The sequence below is a fragment of the Mesorhizobium sp. M0500 genome, from assembly GCF_040321165.1.
Lineage (GTDB): Bacteria > Pseudomonadota > Alphaproteobacteria > Rhizobiales > Rhizobiaceae > Mesorhizobium.
The window spans coordinates 23,269-42,256 of sequence record NZ_JAMYRB010000031.1 but is presented as its reverse complement, the minus strand read 5'-3'; the positions used below and the strand labels follow the sequence as shown (position 1 = coordinate 42,256).

General features: G+C 62.2%; 16 protein-coding genes and 1 pseudogene. 15 read left to right on the top strand and 2 right to left on the bottom strand.

The features are described 5' to 3' along the window. The first annotated feature begins 9 nt into the window (after positions 1 to 9). Together NKI70_RS29745 and NKI70_RS29740 are read left to right on the top strand one after the other, a co-directional pair. Complete coding sequence (locus tag NKI70_RS29745; protein WP_352725809.1) at positions 10 to 1,506, top strand: aldehyde dehydrogenase family protein; 1,497 nt, start codon at positions 10 to 12, stop codon at positions 1,504 to 1,506. Next, positions 1,506 to 3,158 (top strand): GMC family oxidoreductase, encoded by a 1,653-nt coding sequence (locus tag NKI70_RS29740; RefSeq protein ID WP_352725807.1) that lies wholly within the window; start codon positions 1,506 to 1,508, stop codon positions 3,156 to 3,158. Before NKI70_RS29745 ends, NKI70_RS29740 begins: the two co-directional genes overlap by 1 nt. Positions 3,159 to 3,209: 51 nt before the next feature. Here the strand turns inward: NKI70_RS29740 and NKI70_RS29735 are convergent, their stop codons facing one another. Then, entirely contained in the window at positions 3,210 to 4,028 is an 819-nt protein-coding gene (locus NKI70_RS29735; RefSeq protein WP_352496356.1) for an aldo/keto reductase, read from the bottom strand. Positions 4,029 to 4,166: 138 nt separating this feature from the next. Here NKI70_RS29735 and NKI70_RS29730 point away from each other — a divergent pair, with 138 nt between their 5' ends. The 3 genes from NKI70_RS29730 to NKI70_RS29720 are packed head-to-tail and all read left to right on the top strand — an operon-like array spanning position 4,167 to position 7,808. Next, positions 4,167 to 5,738, top strand: coding sequence for an acyl CoA:acetate/3-ketoacid CoA transferase (locus NKI70_RS29730; RefSeq protein ID WP_352578182.1), 1,572 nt, complete (start codon positions 4,167 to 4,169; stop codon positions 5,736 to 5,738). After that, positions 5,735 to 6,508 (top strand): enoyl-CoA hydratase/isomerase family protein, encoded by a 774-nt coding sequence (locus tag NKI70_RS29725; protein ID WP_352642354.1) that lies wholly within the window; start codon positions 5,735 to 5,737, stop codon positions 6,506 to 6,508. The genes NKI70_RS29730 and NKI70_RS29725 overlap by 4 nt, the downstream gene beginning before the upstream one ends. Before the next feature lie 40 nt (positions 6,509 to 6,548). Beyond that, positions 6,549 to 7,808 carry a glycerate kinase type-2 family protein gene (locus NKI70_RS29720; protein ID WP_352642352.1) on the top strand — a complete coding sequence of 420 codons (1,260 nt, stop codon included), beginning with the start codon at positions 6,549 to 6,551 and terminating at the stop codon, positions 7,806 to 7,808. A gap of 42 nt (positions 7,809 to 7,850) precedes the next feature. On the opposite strand, the gene NKI70_RS29715 is transcribed toward NKI70_RS29720, so the two are convergent. Next, complete coding sequence (locus tag NKI70_RS29715; protein ID WP_352578185.1) at positions 7,851 to 8,867, bottom strand: aldo/keto reductase; 1,017 nt, start codon at positions 8,865 to 8,867, stop codon at positions 7,851 to 7,853. 156 nt (positions 8,868 to 9,023) lie between these two features. Between NKI70_RS29715 and NKI70_RS29710 the strand changes: the two genes are divergently transcribed. The 10 genes and pseudogenes from NKI70_RS29710 (at position 9,024) to NKI70_RS29665 (ending at position 18,919) form a co-directional block, all read left to right on the top strand. Further along, positions 9,024 to 10,166: an acyl-CoA dehydrogenase family protein gene (locus NKI70_RS29710; RefSeq protein WP_352642349.1), complete on the top strand. Its 1,143-nt coding sequence runs from the start codon at positions 9,024 to 9,026 to the stop codon at positions 10,164 to 10,166. Continuing rightward, positions 10,163 to 10,942 (top strand): 3-ketoacyl-ACP reductase, encoded by a 780-nt coding sequence (locus NKI70_RS29705; RefSeq protein ID WP_352725805.1) that lies wholly within the window; start codon positions 10,163 to 10,165, stop codon positions 10,940 to 10,942. The genes NKI70_RS29710 and NKI70_RS29705 overlap by 4 nt, the downstream gene beginning before the upstream one ends. 8 nt (positions 10,943 to 10,950) lie before the next feature. Then, positions 10,951 to 12,099, top strand: a complete 1,149-nt coding sequence (locus NKI70_RS29700) for a dihydrodipicolinate synthase family protein (RefSeq protein ID WP_352725803.1) — start codon at positions 10,951 to 10,953, stop codon at positions 12,097 to 12,099. A gap of 3 nt (positions 12,100 to 12,102) precedes the next feature. After that, on the top strand, positions 12,103 to 12,960 hold the full coding sequence (locus NKI70_RS29695; protein ID WP_352642342.1) for a sugar phosphate isomerase/epimerase family protein: 858 nt from the start codon (positions 12,103 to 12,105) through the stop codon (positions 12,958 to 12,960). A 19-nt stretch (positions 12,961 to 12,979) separates the two neighbouring features. Then, positions 12,980 to 13,744 (top strand): electron transfer flavoprotein subunit beta/FixA family protein, encoded by a 765-nt coding sequence (locus NKI70_RS29690; protein ID WP_352642340.1) that lies wholly within the window; start codon positions 12,980 to 12,982, stop codon positions 13,742 to 13,744. A gap of 22 nt (positions 13,745 to 13,766) precedes the next feature. Next, positions 13,767 to 14,699, top strand: coding sequence for an electron transfer flavoprotein subunit alpha/FixB family protein (locus NKI70_RS29685; protein ID WP_352496366.1), 933 nt, complete (start codon positions 13,767 to 13,769; stop codon positions 14,697 to 14,699). 16 nt (positions 14,700 to 14,715) lie between these two features. Beyond that, positions 14,716 to 15,195: pseudogene (locus tag NKI70_RS29680) on the top strand (NAD(P)/FAD-dependent oxidoreductase); the annotation flags it as partial. Between the two features lie 723 nt (positions 15,196 to 15,918). After that, a complete protein-coding gene (wecB, locus tag NKI70_RS29675; RefSeq protein WP_352642338.1) occupies positions 15,919 to 17,061 on the top strand; it encodes a non-hydrolyzing UDP-N-acetylglucosamine 2-epimerase in 1,143 nt (380 codons plus the stop codon). Between the two features lie 131 nt (positions 17,062 to 17,192). Then, complete coding sequence (locus tag NKI70_RS29670) at positions 17,193 to 17,918, top strand: hypothetical protein (RefSeq protein WP_352517354.1); 726 nt, start codon at positions 17,193 to 17,195, stop codon at positions 17,916 to 17,918. Between the two features lie 182 nt (positions 17,919 to 18,100). Further along, positions 18,101 to 18,919 (top strand): aldo/keto reductase, encoded by an 819-nt coding sequence (locus tag NKI70_RS29665; RefSeq protein ID WP_352578190.1) that lies wholly within the window; start codon positions 18,101 to 18,103, stop codon positions 18,917 to 18,919. Positions 18,920 to 18,988 lie beyond the last annotated feature (69 nt).

Below are 18,988 nucleotides of genomic sequence, written 5' to 3'. Positions count from 1 at the left end.
AGGTATCCCGTGGACCAGAAAAACCCGTTCCTTTCTGCACCGGCCGCAGCGCGCACCTTCGGCTTTTTCGTCGATGGCGAGTGGAAAGACGGCGCGCAATACTTCGAACGCACGTCGCCCGGCCACGGCACGCCTGTCACGCGCACGGTTCGTTGCACGGTCGATGATCTGAACGCCGCCGTCGCCGCGGCACGCCGCGCCTTCGAAGATCGCCGCTGGGCTGGCCTTTCGGGTGCGGCCCGCGGAAGCGTCCTGTTGCGCGTTGCTGAAATCTTGCGCCGCCGTCGCGACGAAATCGCCTATTGGGAGGCGCTGGAAAACGGCAAGCCGATCTCCCAAGGGCGAGGTGAAATCGATCACTGCATCGCCTGCTTCCAAACGGGCGCCGGTGCGGCGCGCATGCTGCACGGAGACAGCTTCAACTCGCTCGGCGACGATCTCTTCGGCATGGTGCTGCGCGAGCCGATCGGCGTCGTCGGCCTCATCACGCCCTGGAACTTCCCGTTCCTGATCCTCTGCGAGCGCGTGCCCTTCATCCTCGCCTCTGGCTGCACGATGATCGTGAAGCCGTCGGAAGTCACCGCTGCAACGACGCTGCTGCTCGCCGAAGTGCTGGCGGAAGCGGGCCTTCCGGCCGGTGTCTACAACGTCATCACCGGTGCCGGCCGCAGGATTGGCCAGGCGCTGTCCGAGCATCCTGACGTCGACATGCTGTCCTTCACCGGCTCGACAGCCGTCGGCCGCTCCTGCGTCCACGCGGCAGCCGACAGCAACTTCAAGAAGCTCGGCCTGGAGCTTGGCGGCAAGAACCCCATCATCGTCTTCGCCGATGCCGATCTGGAAGACGCCGCCGACGGCGCGGCCTTCGGCATCAGCTGTAACACCGGGCAATGCTGCGTCTCCTCCTCGCGCCTGATCGTCGAGCGCTCCATCGCCGCCGAATTCGAAAAGCTGCTCGTCGAAAAAATGAAGAAGATCCGCGTCGGCGATCCGCTGGACGAGGCGACTCAGGTCGGGGCCATTACGACAGAGGCGCAGAACGCCACGATCCTCGACTACATCGCGAAGGGCAAGGCCGAGGGCGCAAAACTTCTCACCGGCGGCGGGCCGATCAATCTTGGTCGCGGCCAGTATATCGCGCCGACGCTCTTCTCCGGCGTTTCATGCGACATGGTCATCGCCCGCGACGAGATTTTCGGCCCCGTGCTGTGCTCCATGCATTTCGATACGTTGGAAGAAGCCATCAAGCTTGCCAATGACACGGTTTACGGTCTTGCGGCGAGCGTCTGGACGAAGAATATCGACAAGGCACTGATGGTGAGCCGCCGGGTTCGCGCCGGGCGCTTCTGGGTCAACACGATCATGGCCGGCGGTCCCGAAATGCCGCTCGGCGGCTTCAAGCAGTCCGGCTGGGGCCGAGAGGCCGGCATGTATGGGGTAGAGGAATATACGCAGGTGAAGTCCGTTCATGTCGAGATCGGCAAGCGCACGCATTGGATCGCATGATGGCCGCTGGCTATGACTATGTGATCGTCGGCGGCGGTACCTCCGGGTGCGTGCTGGCGGCGCGGCTTTCGGAAAACCCGTCCGCGCGAGTGTGCCTCATCGAGGCGGGCGGGCGCGATACCAATCCGCTCATCCACATGCCCGTTGGCTTCGCTAAGATGACGACGGGGCCGCTCACTTGGGGCCTGAAGACCGCGCCCCAGAAGCACGCCAACAACCGTGAGATCCTTTACGCGCAGGCCAAGGTGCTCGGGGGCGGGTCGTCGATCAATGCCGAGGTTTTCACGCGTGGTGTGCCCGCCGATTATGATCGCTGGGTCGAGGAAGGCGCGGAAGGGTGGGGCTTCAAGGACATCCAGAAATATTTCCTGCGATCGGAGGGCAATTCGATCCTCTCCGGTGCCTGGCATGGAACGGATGGCCCGCTCGGCGTCTCCAACATCCCCGAGCCGCAACGCATGACGCGCGCCTTCGTGCAGAGCTGCCAGGAGTTCGGCATTCCCTACAATCCGGATTTCAATGGCCCGGTGCAGGAGGGGGCGGGCGTCTACCAGACGACGACGCGCGACAACCGGCGCTGCTCGGCGGCCGTCGGCTATCTGCGTCCGGCCCTGAAGCGTCCGAACCTGACGGTCGTCACCGGTGCGCTTGTCCTGCGCATTGTCTTCGAGGGACTCCGTGCGGTGGGCGTCGACTATGAGGCCGGCGGCTACCGCACGACGGCGCGGGCGGAAAGCGAAGTGATTCTTACCTCTGGCGCCATCGGCACGCCGAAGCTGATGATGCTCTCCGGCGTCGGGCCGGCCGATGCGCTCAACAGCCACGGCATCGAGGTGGTGCAGGACATGGCCGGCGTAGGGCAGAACCTCCAGGACCATTTTGGCGTCGACATCGTCGCGGAACTGAAGAACCACGATAGCCTCGACAAATACAACAAGTTGCACTGGTCGATCTGGGCAGGCATTCAGTACACACTCTTCAAGTCCGGCCCCATCACCTCCAACCTCGTGGAGGGTGGGGCGTTCTGGTATGGCGACAAGGCGAGCCGCATCACCTCCAACCTCGTGCAGGGTGGGGCGTTCTGGTATGGCGACGAGGCGAGCCCGACCCCGGACCTGCAGTTCCACTTCCTTGCGGGCGCGGGGGCGGAGGCAGGCGTACCGAGCGTGCCGAAGGGCGCGTCCGGCATCACGCTCAACTCCTATACGCTTCGGCCGAAGTCGCGCGGAACCGTGACCTTGCGCTCGGCCGATCCGCGCGCCTTGCCCGTTATCGATCCGAACTTCCTCGGCGACCCCGACGATGTAAGGATTTCCGCTGAAGGCGTGAAGATCAGTCAGGAAATCTTTGGCCAGCCTTCCCTGCAGAAATGCATCAAAACGTTGCATTTTCCCGATAGAAACGTGCGCACGCAGGAAGACTATGTCGCCTATGCGCGCCAATACGGGCGTACCTCCTATCACCCCACCTGCACCTGCAAGATGGGGCGGGACGAGATGTCGGTGGTCGACCCGCAACTGCGCGTCCACGGCCTCGATGGCATCCGCATCTGCGACAGTTCCATCATGCCGAGCCTCGTCGGCTCCAATACCAATGCGGTGACTATCATGATCGGCGAAAAGGCATCGGACATGATCCGCGGCAATGCCTGATCGATCGAGGCGTCTCAAGCAAAAGGGCGGCCTTGCGGCCGCCCTTTTGCGTCAGTCCCATTGGGGGACCCAGGGCAGTTGCCCCGGCTTGACAATGCGGTAACCGGTCGCGTTCAGGGCGTCGATCCTGTCCATGTCGATGGACGACAGCGTGAAATCCATGATGTCGAAATTCCCCCGGATGTTTTCCGGCTTCGTCGACATCGTGTTGAGCGGCACACCCTTCTGGAGAGTCCAGCGCAGCACGACCTGTGCAGCAGATTTTCCGTAGGTTTTGCCGATCTCGGCGAAAAGACGGTGCTTGAACACTTCGCCGCGGGCGATGGACGCGTAGGAGGAAAGCGGGATGCCCGTCTCCGATGCGGCGGCGAGGAGCTTCTGCTGGTTGACCAGCGGGTGAAACTCCACTTGGTTGGTGACGAGCGGTCCTTCGACCACGGCGCGCGCCACATGCATCATGCGTGCGGTATAGTTCGAGACGCCGATGGTATCCGTAAGACCCCTGTCCCGGGCGGATTGCAGGAGGCGCAGGGATGGCGCGACGTCACCGTCTGCCGGCGGCCAGTGCAGGAGAAGCGCATCGAGGCGATCGATCTGCAATGACTTCAGGCTGGCCTCGACCGAGGGCAGGAATTTTTCTTCTGAATAGTTGTCCGGATGCACCTTCGTGGTAATGCAGAGCTCTTCCCGCGCGACGCTGCAGACTGCGAGTGCCGCACCCGTATCGGCCTCATTGCCGTACATCTGCGCCGTATCGAACGCTCGGTAACCGGCGCCGATGGCGGCAGCGATCGCGTGTCTGAGGTCGTTTCCCTTCAGCGGAAAGGTGCCGAAGCCGCGCTGAAAGCTCTTCTGGAAATAGATGTTCATGCCTCCTCCTTGGCTGTCTGGGAGCATCGATGGCGCCATGCGCGTCGACGCGAAAAACCTGCTTGCCTGATTGCCCAGGCCGTGTTTAATCTATAACTAGTTAGTTACTTAATGCAATGCGGAACGGAGGTGAAGTCGATGAAGAAGGTAAAGACGGCGGAGGAGGCGGCCCAACTCGTCAGGGATGGTGCGGTCGTTGCAGTCAACTCTTCGTCGGGCCTGTGTTGCCCTGAGGCCGTTCTCAAGGCGCTAGGCGAACGCTTTGATCGCGAAGGCCATCCGCGCGGTCTCACCTCCATTCACCCGATCGCGGCCGGCGACTTCTTTGGCACCCGTGGTGTTGACCACATCGCCAAGCCGGGCATGCTGAAGAAGATCATCGGCGGCTCCTATCCCTCGGGGCCAAGCAATGCCGAGCCGCCGCTGGTCTGGCAGATGATCCTCAAGGAGGAGCTCGCCGCCTGGAACGTGCCCTCCGGCATCGTCTTCGACATGCTCCGGGAGGGCGCCGCCAAGCGTCCGGGCGTGCTCACCAAGGTCGGCATGGAGACCTTCGTCGATCCCGATCAGGAAGGCTGCGCGATGAATGCGAGTGCGCGCGCCGAGCCGATCGTTCAGCGGGTTTCGTTCGCGGGAGAGGACTGGCTGCATTTCCCGGCGCTTCGCCCCGATGTTGCGATCATCCGTGCGACGACCTCCGACGAGAAGGGCAACCTCACCTTCGAACAGGAGGGTGCGACTCTCGGCGCTATGGAAATGGCGCTGGCCGCCCGCAATTCCGGCGGTCTGGTCATAGCGCAGGTCAAGCGGGTGGCGGCCAGCGGCACCCTGCGGCCCCATGACGTGCGCGTCCCCGGCATCCTCGTCGACGTCATCGTCGAGGCGCCCGATCAATTGCAGACGACGGCGACGCCCTATGACCCGGCGATTTCCGGCGAGCTCTTCCGGCCGCTCGAAACCTTCCGCCTGCCGGCCCTCGATGTTGGCAAGGTCATCGCCCGCCGCGTGGCGCGGGAACTGCAGGATGGCTGGGCCGTCAATATCGGCTTCGGCATTTCGGCCAACGTGCCGCGCATCCTCATCGAGGAGGGGCTGCACGGCAAAATCACCTGGGTGATCGAGCAGGGCGCCGTCGGCGGCGTGCCGCTTCTCGATTTCAAGTTCGGCTGTGCCTCCAACGCCGAGGCCTTCGTCGCCTCGCCCCATCAGTTCTGTTACTTCCAGGCGGGCGGCTTCGACTGCTCGCTCCTGTCCTTCCTGGAAATCGACGCCGAGGGCTCGGTCAATGTCAGCCGCCTGGCGGCAACGCCACACCGCACCGCTGGCGCCGGCGGTTTTGTCGATATCACGTCGCGTGCGAAAAAAATCGTCTTCTCCGGCAATTTCAATGCAGGCGCCAAGATGCACATCGAGGACGGCCGGTTGGTGATCGACATGGAGGGCCGCATCGCCAAGTTCGTGCCAAAAGTTGATCAGGTCAGTTTTTCTGGCAAGCGCGCCCGCGCGCAGGGGCAGGAGATCACATGTGTCACGGAGCGCTGCGTAATAGAGCTTGATACGGACGGACTTGTGATAACAGAGATCGCCCCCGGCCTCGACCTTCAGCGTGACGTCCTCGACCAGGCGGCGACGCCGTTACGCGTCTCGCAGACGCTCAGGGTGATGGACGATGCGCTATTCCGCGCTGGCACCATGGGGCTGGCGCTGTGAGCGATCCGCGCATCGAACTCCGAATCGAGGGACACCTTGCGCGGCTCACCCTGCGACGGCCGGAAAAGCTGAACGCGATCGACGAGGACATGGTCGATGCGCTGTTGCGGGCCTGCCGTACCATCGAGCGCTCGGATGCCCGAGTTGCGATCCTGTCGGGAGAGGGCGGCAGGTCCTTTTGCGCGGGGGGCGATATCGAGGCGTGGAGCAGCCTCGACGCCGACACGTTCTCGCGCCGCTGGCTGCGCGACGGACACGGCGCCTTCGATGCGCTGGCCCGCCTCACGGTTCCACTGATCGCGGTGCTGAACGGCCACGCGCTCGGCGGCGGGCTGGAGCTTGCTGCCTGCGCGGACCTGCGTATCGCCGAAGTGCATGTGAAGATCGGCCAGCCGGAGGCCGGCCTCGGCATCATTCCCGGCTGGTCCGGCACGCAGCGCGCCTCGCGCCGCTTCGGCACGCAGCTTGTCCGCCGCATGGCGCTTTTTGGCGAAGTCTACTCAGTTGATGAGGCCATCGCGCTCGGGCTCGTTGATCAGGTCGTGCCCACGGGCGAGGGTGGCGCCGCCGCACAGGCCGCCGCGGCCCGCGTGCTGAAGCGATCTCCAAGGGCGACAGAATTGACGAAGATGCTGATCAATGCCGCCGAGCACGAGGAGAGCGAACGGGTCGTAGAGGCCTTGGCCGGCGCGGTGGCGGCTGCATCCGAAGATCTCACGGAAGGGCTGGCGGCCCACAGGCAGAAGCGGCCGGCGCGTTTCGACAGATAGCTTTCGGTCATCGCATACTCCTGATCCGTTTGGCGGTCTCATGAAGCCTGAAGACAAAGATTTTCTCGCACAACTCTTTCGCGCAGCGATCGAAGCCGCGGCTCCCGAAAAGGCCTTAAGCACATATCTACCGACCCGACCCAAAGGAAAGACCGTCGTCATCGGCGCGGGCAAGGGCGCCGCGCAGCTTGCCGCGGCTTTCGAAAGGCTGTGGGATGGCCCACTGGAAGGGGTTGTGGTGACGCGTTATGGCTATTCGGCGGCCTGCCAGAGGATCCGTGTGCTGGAGGCTGCCCATCCCGTTCCGGATGTTGCAGGGCTTGAAGCGTCTCAATCGCTTTTCGACGCTGTAAAGGGGCTTGGTGAGAATGATCTCGTCGTGGCGCTGATCTGTGGCGGCGGGTCCGCCCTGCTCCCAGCCCCGCCCGGCGATCTCACGCTGAAGGATGAAGCCGCTCTAAACAGCGCGCTGCTGGCGGGCGGTGCGCCGATTTCCGTCATGAACGCTATTCGCAAGCAGGTCTCCGGCATTAAGGGTGGGCGGCTCGCCGCCGCATGTCATCCTGCAAGGGTTGTGACGCTCGTTGTCTCCGATGTGCCTGGCGACGACCCGGCGCAGGTCGCCAGTGGACCGACCGTGCCGGATGCAAGCAATCGCAAAGAGGCGCGCGCACTGGTCAAGACATGGGGTGTCAAGCTGCCCGAGCGGATCCTGGCTTGGCTTGATGAAGACGTGGGCCAGCCGCCATCGCCTCATGACTCAGCCTTTGCCAGTCATGAGGTCCACATCATCGCTTCTGCACGCCTCTCACTGGAGGCTGCCGCGCAACGGTCGGAGGCGCTCGGCGTGCCCGCCGTCATTCTATCGGACTGCATAGAGGGGGAGGCACGCGACGTCGCGGGTGTTCACGCCGCTATCGCTCGCGAGGTCGCCAGCCGTGACCGCCCGTTCTTGCGTCCCGTCGTCATCCTCTCCGGCGGAGAAACGACGGTGACGATCAAGGGACGTGGCAAGGGTGGACGCAACACGGAGTTTTTGTTGTCGCTCGCGCTCGCAGGCGAAGGTGTGCCGTTTGCAGCACTTGCCGCCGATACGGATGGTATCGATGGCTCAGAGGACAATGCGGGGGCCTTTGCCGACGGCGCCAGCATGGGGCGCCTGCGGGAACTGGGGGCGGATCCTGCCGCACTGCTTGCCGGCAACGACGCCTGGACGGCGTTTCATCGTTTGGGCGACCTGTTCGTGCCCGGCCCGACAGGAACCAATGTCAATGACTTCAGGGCAATCCTGATCCGTTAGAGGTTGCCCGCGCCGCTTGTTGCAGCGCGGGCTGATGCGAGCTCAGCCCGGAACGGGTGCGTCCTCGCGCAATAGGCCCTGCCTCTTGAGATCCGCCCAGAACTCTGCCGGGATCGGATGGGAGAACCAGGCAAGGTTCTGGTCAAGCTGTTCGACCGTGCGCGTGCCCGCCATGAAAGAGGGTACGGCAGGATGGGCGAGCACGAATTGCAGTGCGGCGGCGGCCAGCGGCACGCCATGCGCCGCACAGACCACCTCGATCTTCGCGACCTTTTCCAGGATGTCGCGCGGCGCCGGCGCGTAATTGTACTTCGCCCCTTCCTTCGCGCCGGTGGCAAGGATTCCCGAATTGAAGCCGCCGCCCACGACGACCGCCGCGCCACGTGCCTCGCACAGCGGAAGGAACGCGTCGAGCGCGTCCTGTTCGAGGAGGGTGTAGCGGCCGGCCAGCAGGAAGCAGTCGAAATCGTGACGGCGGAGGGCCTCATGGCAGACCTGCCATTCGTTGACGCCGACGCCGATCGCCTTCACGACCTTTTCCGAGCGCAGCCGCTCCAGCGCGCGCCAGGCGCCGTCCATCGCCTGCTCGAACACTTCCGGCTGCTCGCTCCCGCGTGTGAAAACGTCGATGTCATGGATGAAACACATGTCCATCCGCTCCAACCCCAGCCGCTGCAGGCTGTCCTCGAAGGCGCGCATCGTGCCGTCGTAACTGTAGTCGAAATGCATGGTGAAGGGCGCAGCATTCGTCCACGGCGCAAAATCGATGGTGTCGCGCCGTGCCGGTCGCAGCAGGCGCCCGACCTTGGAGGAGAGGACGAAATCGTCTCGCTCCTTCCAGCGCAGGGCGTGGCTCGTGCGCAGTTCGGCAAGCCCGTGGCCATACATCGGCGCGGTGTCGAAGAACCGTACGCCGGCGGCCCATGCGCGTTCGAACATATCCCCGGCTGTGGCTTCGTCGATCTCGCGGAAAATGTTGCCGAGGGGCGCGGTCCCAAAGCCGAACGTCGTGACGTCAAGTTCTGTTCGGCCGAATTTCCTCTTTTCGCCAGGGTGCATGCCTCTCCTCCATAAGTAACCAGTTGGTGAATAAATAAGCACGGACCAAACGCCTGTGCAAGCAGCTTTCTTCCCAGTCTCCGATTTTTCCGACTTGACGTCTTGAGACTGGGGAATGTATATAACCGGATAGTTACTAAGTGGGAGTCGAGGGCCATGTATCTCACTGAAACGCAGGAGCAGGTGCGAGAGATGGCGCGCGCCTTTGCCGACGAAATGATCCGGCCCGTGGCCGAGGAATTGGACCGCGAGGAACGCTTCCCGACGGCTCTTTACGACGAAATGGCAAAGCTCGGCCTATTCGGCATAGGCGTGCCGGAAGCCCTCGGCGGGCCGGGCTTCGACACGCTGACCTATGCCCTTGTGATGGAGGAGTTGAGCCGCGGATATGCTTCCGTCGCCGACCAGTGCGGCCTGGTCGAACTGATCTCAAGCCTGTTGGTGCGCCACGGCACTGAAAGCCAGCAGGCCCTGCTGCCGGAAATACTCGGCATGCGCTCGAAGGTCGCCTACTGCATCACCGAGCCGGAGGCGGGCACTGATGTTTCGGGCATCCGCACGACGGCCGAGCGCGACGGCGACGGCTGGCGTTTGAACGGCGGCAAGATCTGGATCCACAATGCGCCGGTGGCCGACTACGGTTTCGTGCTGGCGCGAACCGACAAGCAAGCCGGCAATCGCGGCATGTCGATCTTCATCGTCGACCTGCATGCGGCCGGCGTCGAGAAGGGGCCGAAGGAGCACAAGATGGGCCAGCGCGCCAGCCAGGTCGGCGCGCTGAACTTCACCGATGTGCGCCTTCGGGCAGATGCCCTGCTCGGCACCGAGGGGCGCGGTTTCCACATGATGATGTCGGTCCTCGACAAGGGGCGCGTCGGCATTGCGTCACTCGCCGTCGGTATCGCACAGGCCGGCCTGGAGGCCGCCCTCGACTATGCCGGGACGCGCAAACAGTTCGGCAAGGCGATCGCCGACTTCCAGGGCGTGCAATGGCTTCTGGCCGACATGGCGAAGGACATCGAGGCCGCACGCCTGCTCGTCCATTCTGCCGCTTCGAAAATCGACAGCGGCGCGGATGCGACCAAAGCCTGCTCCATCGCCAAGTGCTTTGCCGGCGACATGGCTGTACAGCGTACCGCCGATGCCGTGCAGGTCTTTGGCGGATCCGGCTATATCCGCGGCTTCGAGGTGGAGCGGCTCTACCGCGATGCAAAGATCACACAGATCTATGAAGGCACGAACCAGATCCAGCGCATGATCATCGCGCGCGAACTCCTGAAGAAAGGCGCTAGGGCATGAGCGCCGCGTCCGCCCGGCCGGTCGCGCTCGTCACCGGCTCCTCGCGCGGCATCGGCCTTGCCGTTGCTGAAGCTCTGGCGAAGGAAGGATTTGCGGTCGCCGTCAACGGGCCGGCTGAGGACGCCGAACTTGCCGCCGCGGTCGAGCGCGTCGCCGCCCATGGCGTCCCCGTCGTCGCCGCCGCGTTCGATGTCGCTGCGATCGGCGGTCACGGTGCGGCGATCGATGCGGTCGAGGAAAAGCTCGGGCCGCTTACCACGCTCGTCAACAATGCCGGTGTCGGCGTGCTCAAGCGCGGAGACATGATGGAGGTCTCCGAGGAGAGCTGGGACCGGTGTTTTGCCGTCAACACGAAGGCTATGTTCTTCCTGAGCCAGGCATTCGCGCGTCATCTGCTTGCACGCGCGCGGCCGCCACTCTTCCATTCGATCGTCAATGTCACGTCTTCGAATGCGGTCGCGGTGGCGGAGCAGCGCTCGGAATACTGCGCCTCGAAGGCCGCCGCCGCCATGGTCTCCAAGACTCTCGCCGTCCGTCTCGGGCGCGAGAACATTGCCGTCTATGACGTCCAGCCGGGCCTGATTGCCACCGAGATGACCGCGCCGGTTATCGAGGCCTATCGCGAACGGGCCGCGCAGGGCCTCACGCTTTTCCCGCGTGTCGGCGAGCCGGAGGAGGTCGGTGCGCTGATTGCCTCGCTTGCGACTGGCAGGCTTCCGTACACAACCGGACTGTCGATCCCAGCCGATGCCGGCATGCTCGTCCCGCGCTTCTGAGGTTTTTCATGAAAATCGCCCTTCCCGATACCGCTGGCCGCCTTGCGCACTATGCCCTGACCGGAAAGCCAATCGCCGCCGCCACGCTTGGCAGGAACCCGGCGCGAACAGTCTACTCGGCCGCCCACGTCGTCGCCGATCCCTTCACTGCGAACGATCCGTCGGGTCCCGCCACGGTCGACTGGGCCAAGACGATGGAGTTTCGCCGCTATCTCGCCGGCCTCGGCCTCGGCATTGCCGAGGCGATGGATACGGCGCAGCGCGGCATGGGTCTCGACTGGCCGGGCGCACTGGAGCTGATCCGCCGCACCCGCGAGGAACTCCCGGATGCGGTGGTCGCCAATGGCTGCAGCACGGATCATCTCGACCCCGCGGCAGTGGCGAGTCTGGACGATGTGCGCCGGGCCTATCTGGAACAGGCGGAAGCCATTCAGAAGCTCGGCGGCCGCCTCATCCTCATGGCCTCCCGTGCTCTGGTGCGCGTCGCAAAAAAGCCGGAAGACTACGTCAAGATCTATTCCGATGTGCTCGCCGCCTGCGAACAGCCGGTGATCCTGCATTGGCTCGGCGATATGTTTGATCCGCAGCTTGCCGGCTATTGGGGCGACGCGGCGTTTGACCCCGCCATGCAGACGGCGCTCGCCGTCATCGAAGCGAACACGGCCAAGGTTGACGGCATCAAGCTCTCCCTTCTCGACAAGGAAAAGGAGGCCGTCATGCGCCGTCGTCTGCCCGCCGGCGTGAAAATGTATACGGGCGACGACTTCAACTATCCGGAACTCATCGAAGGTGACAGCGAGGGCTTTTCGCACGCCCTTCTCGGCATCTTCGACCCGCTCGCGCCGGCCGCCGCCTATGCGGTGGAGCGGCTGGGCGACGGCGACAAGGCGGGCTTCCGTGCAACGCTCGACCCGACCGTGCCGCTCGCTCGCCTGATCTTCCGCGCGCCCACCCAATACTACAAGACCGGCGTCGTCTTCCTCGCCTGGCTGAACGGCTTCCAGGATCACTTCGTGATGCTGAACGGCGCCCAGGCGATGCGGCCGCTGCCGTATTTCGTCGAGGTGTTCCGTCAGGCGGACCAGTGCGGCCTGCTGCGCGATCCCAACCGCGCCGTCGAGCGCATGAAGAAGTTGCTCGCTGTTTACGGGGCGTAGGCGATGCGCGATTTCTCGACGGACCATTTGGCGCTCGCGCTCAACACGGCCAGCCTCGGACACAACTTGGATGGCCACGGTGCAGGCTGGTCACCGGAGCGGGTGATTGATGCGTGTGCTGCCCGTCGTTTCGGCTCGATCGTCTTCTGGCGCCGCGAAGTCGGTGCGCGGGCGAACGAGATTGGCGAGCGGGTGCGCTCGGCAGGCCTTTCCGTCGCCGGGCTTTGCCGCACACCGTTCCTTGTCGGTAGCGAAGCGATCGACAGGACAGCGGTTCTCGATGAGGCGAGGGCGTCCATCGATATGGCTGCCGGTCTGGGTGCCACTGTGCTGACGATTGTGGTGGGCGGCGTACATCCCGGCACCAAGGGCACTGCCGAGAGCTTGAAGATTGTCGCTGAACGTGTTGCCGACCTCGCACTCTATGCGGCGGACCGCAATGTCAAGCTGGCGCTGGAACCTCTCAATCCCGTCTACGCCGGGAACCGCTCCTGCCTGACGACCGTGCGTGACGCTGTCGATATCTGCGAGGCGGTTGATGCGCCGAACCTTGGCATTGCCGTTGACGTCTACCATGTCTGGTGGGACTGCGATCTTGACACCCAGTTGCAGCGCGCCGGCAAGGACAGGATTTTCGGCTATCACCTTTGCGATTGGCTTGCCGACACGCGCGACGTGCTGCTGGACCGCGGTATGATGGGCGACGGTGTTGCCGATCTCAAGACGATCCGCGCGAGTGTCGAAGGCACCGGCTACACCGGTCCCTGCGAGGTCGAGATTTTCTCCGCTAACAATTGGTGGAAGCGTGATCCCCGCGAGGTGCTTGACGTCATGGTCGAACGTTTCCACGCCCTCTGCTGACGAATTTTGGAGTCGAGCCATGAAGATCTTGGTCCCAGTCAAGCGCGTTGTTGATTACAACGTAAAGATCCGCGTGAAGGCGGATGGCTCCGGTGTCGAGCTTACGAATGTCAAGATGTCGATGAACCCGTTTGACGAGATTTCGGTTGAGGAAGCGCTACGCCTCAGGGAAGCCGGCAAGGCTGAGGAAGTGGTTGTGGTGTCGATCGGTCCTGCGAAAGCCGAAGAGACGCTGCGCACCGCGCTTGCCATGGGCGCCGATCGCGCCTTGCTGGTCGAGACGGACGACGCCGTCGAGCCGCTCGCCGTCGCCAAGATTCTCAAGGGTGTCACCGAGGCCGAACAGCCCGGCCTCGTCATCGTCGGCAAGCAGGCGATCGACGACGACAGCAGCCAGACCGGCCAGATGCTCTCGGCCCTTCTTGGTTGGGCGCAGGCGACGTTTGCTTCCAAGGTCGAGATCGACGACGGCAAGGCACCAGAGGGCACAGCCAGGGTGACGCGCGAAGTCGACGGTGGTCTCCAGACGATCGACGTGAAGCTTCCGGCCGTCGTTACGACCGACCTTCGCCTCAACGAGCCGCGTTATGCGTCGCTGCCGAACATCATGAAGGCCAAAAAAAAGCCGCTCGACAAGAAGACGCCGGTCGACTTCGGCGTCGACACCGCCCCGCGCCTCAAGGTGCTGAAGATCCAGGAACCGTTCGGCCGCAAGGCAGGCGTCAAGGTTAAGTCGGTCGCCGAACTGTTTGAAAAGCTCAAGACCGAAGCCGGCGTGCTCTAAGGTGGGAAAGGGAGACTAAACCATGGCCATTCTTCTTCTGGCAGATCACGACAATGAAACCCTTTCCGACCAGACCGCAAAGGCGCTGACGGCCGCGTCGAAGATCGGTTCCGACGTGCATGTGCTCGTCGCCGGCTCCGGCGTCAAGGCTGCGGCCGATGCGGCTGCAAAACTCTCCGGCGTTTCCAAGGTGCTGCTTGCCGACGACGCCAGTCTTGCCAACAATCTCGCAGAACCGCTGGCGGCGCTCATCGTGTCGATCGCCGGCAATTACGATGCGGTCGTCTCGGCCGCGACCTCGGTCGGCAAAAACATCCTGCCGCGCGTTGCTGCGCTGCTCGATGTCGCGCAGATCTCGGAAATCGTCGAGGTCGTCTCTGCCGACACGTTCAAACGGCCGATCTATGCCGGCAATGCCATCCAGGTGGTGCAGTCGACTGACGCCAAGAAGGTGATCACCGTACGCACGGCGTCCTTTTCCCACGCCTCCCAAGGCCCATCTGCTGTCGTCGAGGAAATCTCGACGGCAGCCTTTTCTTCAGAGCTTTCGACCTTTGTGTCGAACGCACTTTCGACCTCGGACCGACCGGAGCTGACCTCGGCGAAGATCATCATCTCCGGCGGTCGGGCGCTCGGCTCGTCGGAGAAATTCAAAGAAGTCATCCTTCCCGTTGCGGACAAGCTTGGCGCCGCCGTCGGTGCGTCGCGTGCGGCCGTCGATGCTGGCTATGCACCCAACGACTGGCAGGTCGGTCAGACCGGCAAGGTGGTCGCCCCGGACCTTTACATCGCCTGCGGCATCTCCGGGGCCATCCAGCATCTGGCCGGCATGAAGGATTCGAAGGTCATCGTCGCGATCAATAAGGACGAGGAGGCGCCTATTTTCCAAGTTGCCGACTACGGTCTCGTTGCGGATCTCTTCGAGGCCCTGCCGGAACTCGAAAAGGCGCTTTGAGGACTTAGCTGCTTCGATGACGATCGAACTCTCCGAACGCGAGAGCATGGAATTCGACGTCGTGATCGTCGGCGCGGGGCCTGCGGGCCTGTCGGCCGCGATCCGGTTGAAGCAGGTCAATCCTGATCTCACCGTCCTCGTGCTGGAAAAGGGCTCGGAAGTCGGCGCCCATATCCTGTCGGGCGCCGTTGTCGATCCCATCGGCATCGACCGCCTGCTGCCTGACTGGTGCGTGGACGATAGCCATCCGTTCAAGACCACGGTGACGGACGACCATTTCTTGCTGCTCGGCCCGGCCGGCTCGATCCGCCTGCCGAACTTCGCCATGCCGCCCTTGATGAACAATCATGGCAACTACATCGTATCGCTCGGCAATGTCTGTCGCTGACTAGCGACCAAGGCGGAAGAGCTCGGCGTCGAGATCTATCCCGGCTTTGCCGCAACCGAAGTGCTCTACAACGACGAGGGCGCGGTGATCGGTGTCGCCACCGGCGACCAGCACGGAATGATGGTTAGTCCTCTGTTGCGATAGACCATCATCGGGTTACCTCGTTCCGAGAGTTCCCATTCTGTCAGCCCGAAATCCCCTTCGCTTTTCGACCGAAAAGCCAATCCAGAACCCCACAGCCATTCTCCGCCAATCACTGCCGGGACTGTGGTGGGCGATCAGGGAAAGAGTGAAGAGTCAGCGACGCTTTGAGGGGCGGTCCAACGCCAACGTGGACCAACGCGGCCAATTTTTTCTTCGTTGCACCAGATCCGCGCCTTCTGTCGGCCTTGTCGGGTCCGTGACACACAGTCTCTTTGTCGGATCCGTCACACACAGTCTTGTTTAGCCGATCCTTTGTCTTTGGCTAAATAGCTGTAAAGCAACCACAAAGTTTTTTCTTCAGCTCGATCAGCCAAATTGGCACGAGTTTTGTGTCTCTTCGTTGAGGAGTGGCGGCAGCAACTGCCGACCAGCATTGATGGCGCGGTTAGCCGCGATGGATGAAACAAGAAGGAGATCTGCGTCAGACCGCATTCTGTGGGAAGGGCACATCGCCGTCCACCAGAAAGCGACGCTCGCATTCCAGTCGACCTCGGCTAGAGGATTCTCGTTGTCCGCTGTGATTGGCCAACACGTGGTTCGCTTAGGCCCTGATGGATGGCCCCCCTATGCAAGTCCTTGGCAACTGCGGTCGCCGGCGACCCCTCAGATTCTTCTGGAGAGACGATCATGTCCAAAGTGGCATTCATTTTCGGTACTCGTCCTGAGGCGATTAAATGCGCCCCAGTCATCAACGCAATGAAGCTCGACCGCAGGTTCGAGCCACTCGTTGTTTCCACGGGGCAGCATCGCGAGATGCTTGATATCACTTTACCGGAATTCGGTATTCGACCGGACATCGAACTAAACGTCATGCAACCTCGCCAGACCTTGTCGCAGGTCACACATCGAATACTGGAAATGCTCTCCGTGCAAATGGAACAATGGGGAATGGACGCGGTGATCGTTCATGGCGATACCGCGAGCACCCTGGCAGGCGCCCTGGCCGCCTTCCAGCACCGTATCCCCATCATTCATCTCGAGGCGGGCTTACGCAGCGGCAACATTGCATCACCATATCCAGAGGAGGCCAATCGGCGCCTCGTTGCCCAGATAACGGATCTCCACCTAGCGCCGACCATCCGGAGCAGCGAGAACCTTATCCGCGAAGGTGCCCGTGAGGATCGTATCACGGTCACCGGCAACACGGTCGTCGATGCACTTCATTGGGCGGCCGAAAATGCTCCCGCCTTCGCCGAGCCCGCACTTGCCGACCTCAAGAACGATACGCGGCGAATCGTGGTCGCCTCAGCACATCGACGCGAGTCGTGGGGTGCACCGATGCACGAGATCGCAAGAGCTCTGGTGCAGCTATCATCCCAGGAGAACGTGCGTGTCATCATCCCATTGCACAAGAACCTGGCAGTGCGCGAAGTCATGTTGCCCTATCTGAGCAACCAGGCGAATATTACGGTGGTGGATCCGCTACCGTACCGGAATTTCTGCAGCCTTATGCTGCGCTCGGACATCATCATCTCGGACAGCAGCGGCGCAGAGGAAGAAGGCCCTTCACTCGGCAAACCGACGCTTGTTTTAAGGGACATCACCGAGCGGCCGGAGGCTGTCGAAGCTGGCACAGCGCGCCTTGTGGGCCGCAGCACCGCCCGCATCGTGAGTGAAGCGACCCGACTGCTGCGCGATCCGGACGAATATTCACGAATGGCCCGGCCCGTGGACGCCTACGGCGATGGAAAGGCGACAACTCGGGTTATCGATGCAATCGCGAGATATTTCGCTGCACAGACGGCACGCGAGGCGCGGCTGGCCAGCTGATGGGCACCAGATGTCAGCGGCGTGGCGCGCACCGATCTTTGGATTTCGCTGCGATCCACGCCCTCCCACGAACACCACCACGTCCCTGTCGGACGGACCGGACCGGGCGACGATGGCAAGAGAGGAAGCTCATGGCTAGGCGTAACAACCGGCGAGATCTCAATTTCTCCAACGCTGTGGTTGACGCCGAACTGATTGAGGGCGCTTCGTCATTCGCACTTCACGGGCGCAATATCGTCTTCAACATCGGTGATACCGTCGTTGAGATCGCTGGTAAGCCTCGGCAAACAATCCAGCCATTTTCATCGACCACGCTCATCGACGCGGTCATCGAGAACGCACAGGCAATGATTGTGATCCGTGTTCTCGAGACAGTAGGCGCCAGGGCGAGCACTCTAGGGTGGCCGCGATATGCGGAGACGATCACCGACCCGACCGCGGAAATTCTCGGACTGCCGCTCTACCGCTCATCGCAGGACGACCTTATTGAAATTCGTCTGAGCGGTGCAGCGGCAATGCTTGCCGGGAACCCGGAGACCGACGGCATGACTTTTGCCGCGAAAGCCAATCTTTGGTTTGCTCCGGAAGCGACGGACTGCCTGATCCACAATCTGCATCCATTCATCGAGACCCATGTGCAGATCATGGGAGTGGGACGGATGCAGAAGTTTCAGACGCAGCAGCGGGAAACACTGACCGAAGAAATCCTGATGGCTCCGGGCTTCGCCCAGCCATTCTTCGATTGCACAAGCGATAGTATTGGCGGGTTTCTCTACCCATGGCATCAGTATTACGCGGATACGGATTGCATGTGGCTAGCTTTGGAGCTTCATCCGTTCGCTGGATCGCATGATTGACGTCGGCTCCATCCACAACGGAGGTTGACCACTGCATTATGAAAGGACGTCAGTCGGAGAATGGCCGTGGCAGAGAGGAAGGTGATCCAGTCGATCGATCGCGCCGTGGTTTGGGACAGCATCCATCTATAGCAGCTCAATGTGCACACGGTTCGCTACGGCGCCCGGGAAAGGAAAGGAAAATGTCGATCTGCTTTCGGCCGGGACATGAACGTTCGTTTGGAACATATCCGCTCAAGGGCGAGGATTTGGAGAAGGCATTTGCCGCTGCGTACGAGGTCGGCTATCGATCATTCGACACAGCTCAACTGTACGGAAACGAGGCCGACTTGGGCGCGGCCATCCGCCAGGCTAACGTCTCGACAGACGACCTTCTCATCACCACGAAAGTGCATCCCGAGAACTACACCGAGGAACAGTTCCTGAAATCGGTGGAGGCGAGTCTGAACGCTCTTGGCGTGTCGAAGGTCGCCCTTCTGCTCCTTCATTGGCCGGATCCGTCCGGGGACAATCGCAAGTCTCTCGCCCTACTTCAGGACGCGAAGCGTAAGGGAATCGCGACCGAGATCGGCGTCTCTAATTTCACGGCCTCAATGATGCGGGACGCGCAATCATTCACCAATGGCGAAATCGCGATCAACCAGGTTGAATTCCACCCGCTTCTCGATCAGTCAATTCTGCTCGACATGTCCTTTCAGACGGGCGTTCCGCTGGCTTCGTTCTCTTCGGTCGCGAGGGGGGAGGTTTTCAAATATCCGCAATTTGGCCAGATCGGCATAGCCTACGGAAAGTCGGCTGCGCAGGTGGTGTTGAGATGGATTCTGCAGAAAGGCGTCGCCGTCAATACAATGTCAACCAAGCCGGAAAACATGCGGTCGAACTTCGACGTCATGGATTTCGTTCTATCTAGCGTCGACATGAAGCGGATCGACGCTCTCACATGCACGAACTTCAGGTGCGTGGACAAGAACAAGGTGCCGTGGACGCCGGAATGGGATTGACCGATTGCATGAGTATGCCATGAGCAACCGCTCTCTGCTTCCTGTCTCTCTGCAAAATCTCCCTGCTCG

What these genes read in the sequence shown, in the direction of transcription:
- NKI70_RS29690 (WP_352642340.1), top strand. Translation starts at nt 12,980, where the DNA reads ATGAAGATCTTGGTCCCAGTCAAGCGCGTTGTTGATTACAACGTAAAG.
- NKI70_RS29705 (WP_352725805.1), top strand. Translation starts at nt 10,163, where the DNA reads ATGAGCGCCGCGTCCGCCCGGCCGGTCGCGCTCGTCACCGGCTCCTCG.
- NKI70_RS29695 (WP_352642342.1), top strand. Translation starts at nt 12,103, where the DNA reads ATGCGCGATTTCTCGACGGACCATTTGGCGCTCGCGCTCAACACGGCC.
- NKI70_RS29685 (WP_352496366.1), top strand. Translation starts at nt 13,767, where the DNA reads ATGGCCATTCTTCTTCTGGCAGATCACGACAATGAAACCCTTTCCGAC.
- NKI70_RS29665 (WP_352578190.1), top strand. Translation starts at nt 18,101, where the DNA reads ATGTCGATCTGCTTTCGGCCGGGACATGAACGTTCGTTTGGAACATAT.
- NKI70_RS29730 (WP_352578182.1), top strand. Translation starts at nt 4,167, where the DNA reads ATGAAGAAGGTAAAGACGGCGGAGGAGGCGGCCCAACTCGTCAGGGAT.
- NKI70_RS29670 (WP_352517354.1), top strand. Translation starts at nt 17,193, where the DNA reads ATGGCTAGGCGTAACAACCGGCGAGATCTCAATTTCTCCAACGCTGTG.
- NKI70_RS29715 (WP_352578185.1), bottom strand. Translation starts at nt 8,867, where the DNA reads ATGCACCCTGGCGAAAAGAGGAAATTCGGCCGAACAGAACTTGACGTC.
- NKI70_RS29720 (WP_352642352.1), top strand. Translation starts at nt 6,549, where the DNA reads ATGAAGCCTGAAGACAAAGATTTTCTCGCACAACTCTTTCGCGCAGCG.
- NKI70_RS29700 (WP_352725803.1), top strand. Translation starts at nt 10,951, where the DNA reads ATGAAAATCGCCCTTCCCGATACCGCTGGCCGCCTTGCGCACTATGCC.
- NKI70_RS29710 (WP_352642349.1), top strand. Translation starts at nt 9,024, where the DNA reads ATGTATCTCACTGAAACGCAGGAGCAGGTGCGAGAGATGGCGCGCGCC.
- wecB (WP_352642338.1), top strand. Translation starts at nt 15,919, where the DNA reads ATGTCCAAAGTGGCATTCATTTTCGGTACTCGTCCTGAGGCGATTAAA.
- NKI70_RS29740 (WP_352725807.1), top strand. Translation starts at nt 1,506, where the DNA reads ATGGCCGCTGGCTATGACTATGTGATCGTCGGCGGCGGTACCTCCGGG.
- NKI70_RS29735 (WP_352496356.1), bottom strand. Translation starts at nt 4,028, where the DNA reads ATGAACATCTATTTCCAGAAGAGCTTTCAGCGCGGCTTCGGCACCTTT.